At 58.6% G+C, this 11,632-nt stretch carries 12 protein-coding genes; 1 reads left to right on the forward strand and 11 read right to left on the reverse strand.

What is annotated here, in order from left to right; translation table 11 throughout:
* Positions 1-181: 181 nt before the first annotated feature.
* The 8 genes from Q0D41_RS06810 to Q0D41_RS06845 all read right to left on the reverse strand — a co-directional run bounded on the left by Q0D41_RS06810 (position 182) and on the right by Q0D41_RS06845 (position 6,364).
* On the reverse strand, positions 182-1,213 hold the full coding sequence (locus Q0D41_RS06810) for a LuxR C-terminal-related transcriptional regulator (RefSeq protein WP_294377092.1): 1,032 nt from the start codon (positions 1,211-1,213) through the stop codon (positions 182-184).
* 246 nt (positions 1,214-1,459) lie between these two features.
* Positions 1,460-2,029 (reverse strand): hypothetical protein, encoded by a 570-nt coding sequence (locus tag Q0D41_RS06815; RefSeq protein WP_294377094.1) that lies wholly within the window; start codon positions 2,027-2,029, stop codon positions 1,460-1,462.
* 24 nt (positions 2,030-2,053) lie between these two features.
* Entirely contained in the window at positions 2,054-2,290 is a 237-nt protein-coding gene (locus tag Q0D41_RS06820) for a helix-turn-helix transcriptional regulator (protein ID WP_294377096.1), read from the reverse strand.
* Between the two features lie 277 nt (positions 2,291-2,567).
* Positions 2,568-3,239, reverse strand: coding sequence for a class I SAM-dependent methyltransferase (locus tag Q0D41_RS06825; protein ID WP_294377100.1), 672 nt, complete (start codon positions 3,237-3,239; stop codon positions 2,568-2,570).
* A 12-nt stretch (positions 3,240-3,251) separates the two neighbouring features.
* On the reverse strand, positions 3,252-3,389 hold the full coding sequence (locus Q0D41_RS06830; RefSeq protein WP_294377102.1) for a hypothetical protein: 138 nt from the start codon (positions 3,387-3,389) through the stop codon (positions 3,252-3,254).
* A 155-nt stretch (positions 3,390-3,544) separates the two neighbouring features.
* On the reverse strand, positions 3,545-4,585 hold the full coding sequence (locus Q0D41_RS06835) for a YeiH family protein (protein ID WP_294377106.1): 1,041 nt from the start codon (positions 4,583-4,585) through the stop codon (positions 3,545-3,547).
* A 103-nt stretch (positions 4,586-4,688) separates the two neighbouring features.
* Entirely contained in the window at positions 4,689-5,060 is a 372-nt protein-coding gene (locus tag Q0D41_RS06840; RefSeq protein WP_294377110.1) for a hypothetical protein, read from the reverse strand.
* A gap of 575 nt (positions 5,061-5,635) precedes the next feature.
* On the reverse strand, positions 5,636-6,364 hold the full coding sequence (locus tag Q0D41_RS06845) for a DUF559 domain-containing protein (protein ID WP_294377112.1): 729 nt from the start codon (positions 6,362-6,364) through the stop codon (positions 5,636-5,638).
* Positions 6,365-7,297: 933 nt separating this feature from the next.
* Here Q0D41_RS06845 and Q0D41_RS06850 point away from each other — a divergent pair.
* On the forward strand, positions 7,298-7,924 hold the full coding sequence (locus Q0D41_RS06850; RefSeq protein WP_294377115.1) for a flavodoxin family protein: 627 nt from the start codon (positions 7,298-7,300) through the stop codon (positions 7,922-7,924).
* Between the two features lie 93 nt (positions 7,925-8,017).
* Here Q0D41_RS06850 and Q0D41_RS06855 read toward each other — a convergent pair whose 3' ends face one another.
* The 3 genes from Q0D41_RS06855 to Q0D41_RS06865 form a co-directional block, all read right to left on the reverse strand.
* Positions 8,018-9,478, reverse strand: coding sequence for an MATE family efflux transporter (locus Q0D41_RS06855; RefSeq protein WP_294377116.1), 1,461 nt, complete (start codon positions 9,476-9,478; stop codon positions 8,018-8,020).
* Positions 9,479-9,661: 183 nt separating this feature from the next.
* On the reverse strand, positions 9,662-11,023 hold the full coding sequence (locus Q0D41_RS06860) for a uracil-xanthine permease family protein (RefSeq protein ID WP_294377120.1): 1,362 nt from the start codon (positions 11,021-11,023) through the stop codon (positions 9,662-9,664).
* Positions 11,024-11,124: 101 nt separating this feature from the next.
* Positions 11,125-11,466 (reverse strand): arsenate reductase family protein, encoded by a 342-nt coding sequence (locus tag Q0D41_RS06865; protein ID WP_114615905.1) that lies wholly within the window; start codon positions 11,464-11,466, stop codon positions 11,125-11,127.
* Positions 11,467-11,632 lie beyond the last annotated feature (166 nt).

Raw genomic sequence — 11,632 nt, forward strand, 5'->3', positions numbered from 1 at the left:
ATGCCACGACGCCGACGGCAAAACCCAGGCCGCGGGGCGGTTATAGTTGTCGATTCTAGCGAGGGCGGCATCGATTCGTTTGCGCGGAAGAGCATCGAAGGCAGGGAGCACGACGGCGCCATTTTGGCGTCGCTCGCCAATCCGGCCGTTTGTTTTCGCGGAGCCGCTGCTCCTCCGCGCGCTATTGCAACAGGTACTTCGTGAGCTCTGCGCGGCTTGCGATGCCGAGCTTCGCGTATGCCATCGACAGGCGGTTTTTCACGGTGCCAGTGGAAATTCCCAGATGGTTGGCGATTTCGGTGTTCGACCACCCACGGCTTGCGAGCATGGCGATGCTGAATTCGGTGGTGGTGAGGTCGCTCGTCACGTGCGCGCCCGCCTCGGGGTTGTGCAGGCGCCGCCATCCCTCGCTGAAGCGATAGGTAATGTTGATCACGCGCGCGTAGTGTTCGGGATAGTCTTCCTTCAGACACGTTTCGAGCACGCCCTGCAAAAGCCCATGGTGCTCGGCGATTTCTTCAACGAGGCTGTCGGCTAAGGCAATGTTCCACGCTCCCATGAAATGGCGTCGCGCGGCTTCGGCGTCCTTCAGATTCACCTGCCCCATGGCTGCGACAAGGTGCAGGAACTGCTCCGCGATGGGGTAGCGCCCCTGTTTCGTCATGAGTGCGGTTTCGGCCATGCCCACGCAGCGGCCGTATTCGCCGAAAAGGTACGCGTGGTGGGCGAGCGCGTAAATCGCGAAAAGGCGCAGGCCTTCGGGCAGTGTGGCGATGTGTTTCGCGAACGTGCCTGGCGGGTAGGGCGTGGACAGGTGCAGGAGCACGCTCGAGGCGGCGTCGAAGAGTATGTATGAAGCATGCAGCGCTGGCGTCGCCTCGATTGATTTATCGCCGCGCATTGCCGCGATGGCCGCGAGGCATTCTTTCGTTTCCCAAATTTTCCCCAGGGCAAGATCTGCATATGCGCAAATGAAATTCGCCGAGATGCGCAAGGCTGGATCGGAGTGGTCCAAGAATGGCGCAGCGTCGGCATGCGCTTCTTCGGGCTGTCCGCGGAAGTAGTGCACTTCCGCTTGGGCGATGCGGCCCAGCTCGGCATCGCGCGCGGCAATAGCCGCTACGGCTTCGTCGAGCTTGCCTGGTTCAGCGGTAGCGGACACGAGCGGCATGGGAAGCCGCGTTTCGATAAAACTGTATATACGTTCAGCCATAGGGCTCCTTTGGCCGAATGCGGAAAAGAGGGGGTTTGAGCAACCCCCTCCATAATAACGCGGCACGCTGCGATGGGCGTTTTTGCTTCGGTAATTATTGCGTTAATGTTCGTCGACGGCGTGGAGTTCCGCTTCGACCGAGCGCTTGTCGGCGGCGTCGAGCTTCGCTTCGCATTAACATTTGCGGGTGGTGTCGAATTCTGCTTCGCGTCAGCATTCGTCGGCGGCGTCGAGTTCCGCTTTGCGTTATCGTTCGTCGGTTGCGTCGAGCTCCGCTTCGATTTTCGCGCGGTGATGCTTCGCGTCGTAGAACGCCAGACACAGCGCACCGAACGTGGCGGCGAAAATCAGGATGCCAAACACCACGCCCGTCGCCAGGTTTGCTGCCCAGAAAATGCTCTCGAACGGCACGATTTGCGCCTCTGCGATGCAGCGCATGGCAGCAATGGCCAGCGCGCTCGCGACGCCCGAGAGGCCGGCGATGAGCAGAAAGTAGCTCGCGGGAAGGCGATCGGTTTGGCCAAAGCGGTTGGTGTCGACGTAGCCCTTTCGCGTTTGAAGCACGGCGCATACAAGCAGCACGATGAAAAGCCACGCGTACATGGCGGCATCAACAGGGCTTGCGAACAGGTGGAACGCGCCGTTGCCGCCATTGTGCACCCACGCAACCTGCTGGGCTATGATTTGGTATACGAGCAGCGCCAGCATGCCGAACGAGAGCAGTATGAAACCGAGACTGTAGATTTTGGCGTTCTCGGCTTCCAGGCGTTCGTCTTTCGGGCCTGCGTATTCGCGCCATTTTTGCACGATTTTCATGTTCTGCATCTTCATGGTGCGCTCCTAAAAGAAGAAGGGGTTGGTGTTGGTGTCGCCGTCGTCTTCCCAGAACAGGTCGTTCAGGGTGACGTGCAGCGTTTTGCAAATCGCCGCGCATAAATTGAGCGTGGGATTGTAACCGCCCGCCTCGATGAGGCCGATGGTTTGGCGCGTGACGCCCACGGCTTCGGCGAGGTCGGTTTGCGAAAGGCCGGCTGCCGCGCGCGCCGCCTTCATGCGTAGGTTTTTCTTGCCTGGCATGGGTTTCCTTTCGTTTTGTGGACAGATATCCGTTGCAACATGACAGAAATATATTGCATACGGGATATAATGTCAACTATAGATTGCATTATGGAAAAAAAGAGTTGCTACGAGTTCGAAAGCGCGCTTTCCGAACGATGCCTGGCGGTCGGGCGCTGCTTGAATGGCATTTGGCCAGCGCTCGCAGCGTGATTTGTCTCGCGCAGGCTCGTTCGCATCGTAATCGAACCTGCGCAGGCTCGATTGTGCGCTTGCTCACGCTTGCTTGTCGTAATCGCTACGATTCGGGGTCGTACTTCCAGATTGAGAAGTGCTGCGGATGGGCGTATACGGTAACCGCTCTGCCCGTTGCCGTGCGATATTCTTGAAATTTGCCTTGGCGAACAAGGCTCCACCCGGTGCGGCCGATGTAAGAATATGTTTCGCCGTTATCGGACATATGGACAAGCGTGATTGGGCGGCGCACCTCGTCTTCGATTTTCATGATGAACCGCATAAGCACGTTGGTATCGAAGGGGTTGAAAAGGTACAGGTGCGTGTAGGGGGCGAGTGGGGTTTCGAGCGCACTTCCGCAGAGTACGTCGACGTTGGCGAAACGCCTCGCCCAGCTGTGCGCGTATTCGGCGATATCGGGGTCGAGCTCGATGCCCGTGGCGTGGCCTGCGAGCTCCGACTGAACGAAAAACGACAGCACGCGACCCGTGCCGCACCCTACGTCAAGAAGATGGGATTCTTCGGAAAAATCCAGGTCAGAAAAGAGGCTTTCCAAAATGAAGTACGGTGTGGGCGTGGGGTCGTGCGCACCTTGCTTCGCAAAGCGCGTCGTGCCTGGTTCAGCCAGCGAGCATCCGCACAACGCGCGATCGCGGAGCTCATCGGCGGCGAAGAGTTGGTCTTTGTTGGAAACATTCAGGGGTGCCGACATGCGTCGTGCGTGGTTCGCATTCATGCTCGCTCGATTCTATTCGTCCAACTCGATGCGCAATCCGCTCTTGGTTGCCTTGATGACGTCTTCGCCGAGCTCTTCCTGCAGAATTCTGAAGGCGCGCTCGCCAGTGCAGTGGCCCGTGTAAGCGAGCTCGATGCCTTCGTTTTTCATACGGCCAGCAAGGGCGCGCACTCGCCTGGTGCGGGTTGCTGCACTTCGCTGTTGATCGGTACCGTCGTCTTTAGACGCGCTCCCTGCCTGCGTGCGGGATGACGACTTCCGCCATAGTGTAGCCGCTTTCTCACGAAAAGCGAAATGAGTCACGGCTACCAAAGGCCCAGCATGTGCTGGGCGCCAAGGCTCACCGACGCGATGGCAATCCAACAGGCGGCACCGAGCACGACGGGCTTCGCGCCCGATTTCACCAACCCAACGACGTCGGTGTTCAGGCCGATGGCGGCCATGGCCATAACGATGAAGAATTTGCTTGCGAGCTTAAGGGGCTGGAAAACAGCCATGTCAATGCCAGTTGCGCTCGCCACGGTGGCGACGATCGACGCGCACAGGAACAGCACGATGAACGTCGGCAGCGCGCGCTTCAGGCTAAAGCCATTTTGGGTTGGCTGCCCGTTTTCACCTGCGGTTTTCTTTTCGCGCGCAGCAACCCAGAGCGCAAGTACGAACGTGATGGGGATAATCGCCAAGGTTCGCGTGAGCTTCACGATGGTTGCGTAATCGAGTGCGTTTGCACCTTCGTGCATGCCGTCCCAAACGGCCGCCGCGGCGGTGACCGATGAAGTGTCGTTCACGGCGGTGCCTGCGAATAGGCCGAATCCGTCGTTGGTCATGCCGATGGCGTCGCCGAGCGTCGGAAAGATGAGCGCGGCCAAAACGTTGAACAGAAACACGACCGAGATGGCATGGGCCACCTCTTGGTCGTTAGCTTTGATGACGGGGGCGGTGGCCGCAATCGCCGAGCCACCGCAGATGGACGACCCCACGCCGATAAGCGTTGCGGTACGACTCGGCACATGCAGTGCGTGGCACAGGATGAATGCCGTGAGCAGCGATGCCGTGATGGTCGATACGATAACGGGCAGCGAGGATGCGCCGACTTGGGCGATTTGGGTGAGCGGCAACCCGAACCCGAGCAAAACGACGGCGGTTTGCAAGATTTTCTTCGACGTGAACTTGATTCCTACCGCCGATGAGCCTTTGTCTTTCCAGAATATGCCGATGATCATGCCGGCGAGAATGGCGAACACTGCGCCGCCGACGATAGGAACGGCGGTTCCCAAAAACCAGCAGACAACGGCGAGCGCGGCGCTAACTGCGATGCCGGGCGTGAGGGTGCGAATGGTGCTCATGAAGTTCTTTCTAGGTTGGAGGACGGTCGGCGAAGTTCGACCGTGATGGGGGACTAACTATACGCCAAATCGCGTTTGCGCGCCGCGCAGGGCGCTTTCTGCTTCATGCGCATGTCGCGTTTTGCATGCCTTCTTCATGTTCTGGACGAATCGGGCACTGCTCTTTGCCGGCGGCGGGCGCTTCAGCTACGGTGCAGACTCTTTCAGGTTGACGGTTCTTTTGTTTCCTGCAGCGCGAATGAACGAAGAAGGTAAAAAGGAAGGAGCCCCTCGGGGCTCCTTCCTGCTTGAGCTGCTTCTGCCACGCGCGCTTCGATTTCGTGCGGCTGTATTTTGCCTCGCCATGTGATCCGTGGCCGCAAATGTAGCCGTTGTAGTGCGGCTTTTTGGCCAAGGTCGCCTCGTCAGCAGACATATGCCAAACGGCGCCCGACTTCGGCGCATGCTTTTTACGTTTTGCAGACAACGCTCCCACCTCCTCTCGTCAACGAATTGCGTGTCTATGAGCCCGATAATAGCAGTTTTGCTGAGCATGCGCGGAACGAAGCGAGGTGTTGAACAATACAAGGTGCTAAATGAGGTAACGCGCTGAATGAGGTAGGCCATTAAACGAGGCAAGGTGCTAAATGATGTGAAGCGCTAAACGAGACACGGCGATGAATCTCATGGTTGGGTTTTTATTGGTGCTGTATGCGGGTTGTTTACTATTATCCCAGTTCAATAGCTTGTAAGTTATCGATTTCACCCACGTGCTCTACAACGCTTCTGCATTATTGACGAAAGGTCGCCATTGGCGCTCGATTTCCAACAGTCGAAAAAGGGGTCGAAAAGCCCCTAGCGTAAAGCGAATGCCCAAAAAGTGACAAAAGTTGCGAATTCGGGGGCACTCAAGCCCAAGGTCTTATTTGCGTGACTTGCAAAACCCCAGGTCGCGGTTGACCGATGCGGTCTTCGCGAGCGACGATTGGAGCTTGCGGCACTCTTTTTCCTCGAAATAGGGCGTTTTACGCCCCCGAATTCGCAACTTTTGTCACGTTTAGCCGTTTTAGTTTACGCCAGGTCGTCGTCGGCAAGCCAACTTAGGCTTGTTTTGGTCCGCTCGACCTGTTGCCCGGCTCGTTCCGACAGGGCATGTTGCTTTCTGTGGGCCCCATCGCAATGAAGGAGCTCCATTCGCAAGAGCTTTTGCTTTGTGTAGAACATTGCGGGCTTCGCGATGCGCACGCGCTTTTTCGCGGCGGCGGCAATGTGCGCCGCGATTTTATCCATCTCCGTTTTTGAATTCAGCTGGCTCGAGGTGAGAGTTATGACCTGGAAGCCCGAGGTCGTAAAGGCATTTTTGCGCCGTGCGTCATTCGATATTCGCGCTTCTTGGTTATGGAAGGCTTTGCTGTCGTATTCGACGATGATCTTGGCTTTCGGCCATGCGATATCGGGCTCAAGTTGATCAATCCCCGCCATTTTGCGAGCCTTGGGAGTCAGTGCGATTTTACGATTGAGCCGAGCGCCCGAAAGAGAATATCCTCCCCGTTGCTGGGGTAGGGTGAACAAGAGAATGGCCGCGGTTTCCATGGGCGAGCGAGAGCGGTCGTGGGCGTATTTCACTGCCTGGGTCGTTTTTGCGATTCCTGTAAGCCCTTTGGCTCGTTGGCAAAAAGCGGCGATTTTCGCGACGCTTGTGAGTGGCGCACGTTTGACGAGGGGATTTTCGAGCGATTCGTTGATGGTGAAGAGCCCGCAAAACTCGCAGATGACGCAAACGAGCTCGGTGAACGACAACAGGGGCGCAATTTGGACGAGGGTGAGTTCGGGAGACGTGATGCGCTGTTCGGGAGATATTGAGCAGATGGACCCGAACGGCAACTCTTGATATGCGACGTGTCGTACTGCGGGTTCGTTTGTGCGCTTGTGCTTAACCGAGGTGAGGCCATACAAGGGGCGCGACAGGGCGCCTATGCCGGTAAGCCAATCGAAATCGGCAACGGCGAAGTTTGGCGGCGCGATGGTCGTGCGGCTCGGCTCGGGCACAACAAAACCGGGCGTGCCAACGAGACGCCAATATTCGAACGCCGAGATATGGGACAGAAGACTCGTCATGCGGCCTCCGTTTCGCAAAAAGGTGTCTGCATTGTAGCGCCTGGCGCGGTCGGTGGCGAGAGCTTGCAGGGAAGGGTTGATAGGATTTCGGACGGGTTGCCCCGTATCGTGGGTAATGCGCGAAAGCTCGCTACCGTAGTCCATCGATGGTTTTGCCTCTGACGGTAATGGAGAGCTGGTTTCGCGGCTGGGTCAATGACATGAGCGTTAGGCGTTTGTTGCGCGTGCGAAAGGCTTAAGAGGCGAGGACTCTCGCGAAGTGCGTTTGTCTCGCTGCGAGCGCGGCGGCGTTTTGCCTCGCGTGCGACGGGGCCGATGCCTGATCGTTGGCTGGCTTGTCGGGCGGGCGTCTTTCCTGTTGGTCGGCTTGACCTATGACCAGATTGTCCAGTGGCCCGCTTGCATCGCGCAGTGTCTGGTCGTGCTTGCGGCTATTTCCGGGGCGCCCGCAGCGTCTGGGCTGTTTTTCGTGCGCAACGCTTGGAGACGTAGAGCGAAGATTGCCCGCTGGAAAACGAAAGTGCCTCTGAATGCGATGCTGGGGTTAAGATAGGTAAATTCAAAGCGCCGACTGACGGAATCGATTGGCGCGGTTCGTTGGATAAAGGGGGACTCATGAAGGTTCTTATGGTCAATGGCAGCCCGAAGTCGAAGGGCAATACGGCGGCGGCGCTTTCCGAAGTCGGCGCGGCACTTGAAGGCCACGGCATCGAATGGGAGGTGTTCCAGCTGGGCGCTGCTCCCGTGCGTGATTGCGTTGGTTGCGGCAAGTGCGGCGAGCTCGATTGCGCATGCGTATTCGATGACGACATGGTTAATGAGCTCATCAAAGCCGCCCAGCAGGCCGATGGCTTCGTATTCGGCACGCCGGTGTATTACGCGCATCCCACCGGCCGCATTCTGTCGGTGCTCGACCGCGCGTTCTATGCAGGCGGGGCGGCATTCGAGCATAAGCCGGGTGCGGCGATCGCTGTGGCTCGCCGCGGAGGCATCACGGCATCGTTCGACGTGCTCAATAAATATTTCACCATCAAGCAAATGCCCGTTGTGGCATCGACCTATTGGAACGGCGTCCACGGACACGTGCCGGGCGAAGCCGCGCTCGATGAGGAAGGCATGCGCACGATGCGCAATATCGGCCACAACATGGCATGGATGCTGAAGTGCATCGAGCTCGGCCGCGAAAACGGCATCGAGCCGCCTGTTGCCGAAACCGGCGCGATGACCAGCTTCATTCGCTAGGAGCCCGCGAGTCGGCTTCGGCGGGAACGCGCGCAAGGCGAATTGAACGCGCCTGGCTGGCGGCGGCGGTTCTCGCCTGCTACGGTTCTCGTCCTATGCCGTGACCGCCTTCTGGTGCTTGGCGGCCTGCGCCTGCGCCTGGCGAACGCCGGCGTAGGCGCGATGCCTCGCGAAGAAGAACAGCGCAATCATGGTAGTGCCGGTGACGGTCCACGTGATGGGGTAGATGTTCATGAGCGAGGTGTAGTCGTTCATCGACGGGAACACCCAGAAAATGAACGCGATACGCAGTAGGCACGATCCCACGATAACCACGATGGTGGGCAGTACCGACCAACCCATGCCGCGCATGGCGCCTGCGGTCACCTCGTAGGTCGATGTCATGCATTCGAGCAGCTCAACGTGCCACATGCGAATGGTGCCGTAGCCAAGCGCGGCGGCCTCGGTCGTGAACGCGCCGAGCGAGATATTGCCCAGGCCAACGAAAATCGCGCTCAGGGTAAAGGCGCTCAGCACCGCCGCCGCCATGCAAATGCGCACGATGGAGTCGCATCGCTTGAGATTGCCCGCGGCGAAGTTCTGCCCGATAAACGTCACGGCCGCTTGCGAAAACGCGCTCACGAAGAAGTACGTGTAGTACTCGTAGTTCATGGTGGCCGCCGAGCCTGCGGTGGAATCGGCGCCGAAGCTGTTGATCGCTGCTTGGATAATGACGTTGGAAAGCGAAAAGACCATCGACTGAAGGCCTGATGGCAGGCCGATATACAAAATCATCTTGAGCGCTTTGCCATCGACGGCCAGGTGGCGTGGCTCAAGGCGGAACGCGTCTTCCTCATGCAACAGCATTCGAATGACGATAGCCGCGGAAAGCGCGTTCGAGATGTCGGTCGCAATCGCGATGCCGATGACACCGGCATTGAAAACAGTGACTGCAATTACGTTGAGCACCACGTTGAGCAGCATCGCGGCAGCGAGCGCGTACAGCGGGCGGCGGGTGTCGCCTTTCGCGCGCAGCACGGCCGAGCCGAAATTGTATGCGAGGAAGAATACGCTGCCTGCGAAATAGATGCGTAAGTACCACGCGGCCTCTTCGGTTGCCTCAGCGGGCATGCCGATGGCGTCGAGAATGGGTCCCGTTATGAGCATGCCTACTACGGTAAGCAGGGCGCCGCATACAAGCGTGAGCACGGCGGTCGTTTGCACCGCGCTCTTCACGAGGTCCATGCGCCCATGACCGATTCGAATGGCGATTGCGACGTTCGCGCCGACCGACAGGCCTACGAAAAGGCCGATGAGCAGGGAGATGACCGGCGCCACGCCGCCGACGGCCGCCAGGGCGCCGCTATTGATGAACCGTCCGGCGACAACGGCATCGGCGGAATTGAACAGCTGCGAAATGATTGACGAAAGCGCCAGCGGAACGGCGAATATGATGATCTTGCCCAAAAGGGGGCCGTGCAGCATGTCGATGCTGTTGGTCTTTTTCGGCTGTGCAGGGGTTTTGGCTGTTTCGAGCTCGGGCGAGGCGGAGGCGGTGTTGTCTGTGGTGCTCATTGACGCTGGCGTCGCTTTCCGCGCTTGAGGCGCTTTGTTTCGAGTGTGTTTCAGGTGCTCAAAGGGTATAACACCTTTGCCTGGTCAAGGGGCAGTGAATACACGAAGCGCACACGCAACGCCCGCAGGTCGCACAAACGTTGCGCCGCGATGGCGCTTCAGGCCTCGAAAAATGCGTGCCGTCTATTGAAGCGTGAGCGCGTGCTCCTCTTCCGCAATGTCGCTCTCGTCGAATTCGTAGTCTTTGCCGGGCAGAATCGCATTCAGAATGATGCCGGCGAGCGAGCCGATGGCCAGGCCCGAGAGCGAAATCACGATACCTGAAACCTCGAAGGTAATTGCGCCGGCCGCGCTGTAGGCGATGCCGATGGACAGCACGAGCACGATGGCGGCCACGAGCACGTTGCGGCTTTTCTGGAAGTCGACGTGGTTTTCGACGAGATTGCGCACGCCCACGGCCGAGATCATGCCGTAGAGCACGAGCGACACACCGCCGATCACGCACGAAGGCATGGCGCCAATCACGGCGGCGAATTTCGGGCTGAATGAAAGCATGATTGCGCAGCACGCCGCGATTCGCACGACGCGCGCGTCGAACACGCGGGTTAGCGCGAGCACGCCGGTGTTCTCGCCATAGGTGGTGTTAGCTGGGGCGCCGAACAGCGAGGCCAAAATGGTGGCGAGGCCGTCGCCGAGCAGCGTGCGGTGCAGGCCCGGGTTGGCGATGAAGTTGCGCTCACATGTGGAGCTGATCGCCGAGATGTCGCCGATATGCTCAATCATCGTGGCGAAGGCGAGCGGCATGATAGTGATGATCGCGGTAATGGCGAGGCCCGTGTCGAAGCTAGGGCCAAACAGCGAGAATACGGTGTTGTCCCAGCTGAACGGCAGACCGATCCACGCGGCTTCGGCCACGCCCGAGAAATCAACCTCGCCCATGGCGGCTGCGGCGGCGTAGCTTACCACCACGCCGATAAGGATGGGAATGATTTTCACCATGCCGCGTCCCCAAATGTTGCATACCACGATGGTTGCGATGGCGATAATCGCCACGACCCAATTGGTGGAGCAGTTCGCGATGGCTGAGCTTGCCAGAATGAGGCCGATGCAAATCACGATGGGGCCCGTGACCACGGGAGGAAAGAAACGCATGACGCGCGCGGGGCCGAATGCGCGGAAGAGCGTCGAAAGCACCAGATAAAGCAGGCCGGCGCATGCAACGCCGAGGCACGCGTAGGGCAGAAGCTCGGCCTCGCCGTTGGGAGCGATGGCGGCGTAGCCTGCGATGAACGCGAACGACGAGCCCAAAAACGCTGGCACCTTGCCCTTGGCCAGAATATGGAAGAGCAGCGTGCCCAGGCCGGCGAACAGCAGCGTGTCGCTTACCGAAAGGCCCGTGAGCACCGGCACCAAAATGGTGGCGCCGAACATCGCGAACATATGCTGAATGCCCAGCACAAACATGCGCGGCTTGCCGAGGGTGGTTGCGTCGTAAACGGCGCGCGGGGTTTCGGACCCCGAAGTGGCGCGGGCGGTATCGCTCATGGTTTGCCTTTCTGAAAGATTTCAAATCGTCTTATAATAAGGCTTCGAAGGGCCGCTCGCTCTTTGAAATACGGTTTTCCGCGCGTCAATTCGGCTGGGGGCTATTCCCAACCCTTCCATACATCGGGTTGATAGCCGACTGTGGCTTGGCGTCCGTTGCGCACGATGGGCTCGCGCAGTATTTGCTGATTTTCGAGCACCTTATCGAATTTCTGGTCGGCGCCGAGATACTGCACGAGCGCAACCGTGTCGGCGTCTTTGGCCGACGGGTCGATGAGCGCGTCAATGCCGCCTGCCGCGCGAGCGACGCTTTCGAGCTCGCCTTTGCTCAGGCCTTTCTCTTTCAGGTCGACGAACTGGAATTTCACGCGGCGCTCCTTGAAATAGCGCTGCGCCTTTTTGGTGTCGAAGCTTTTCTTGGTGCCAAAGATCTGGATGTTCATGTTCGAGCCTTTTCGGTCAAGCAGGTACTTCTCCTGCGAATATGACAAAAAACAATGCAGTCAGTATAACTTTTCGTCGCCACTTGGGCGCGAATGGAGCGCTTGGCCTAAGTCCGGTATGGCGAAGGGCGCGAAGCCAGGCGCAAAACAGAAGGAAGAAAAGCTC

Source organism: uncultured Slackia sp. (assembly GCF_934630525.1).
GTDB lineage: Bacteria > Actinomycetota > Coriobacteriia > Coriobacteriales > Eggerthellaceae > Slackia.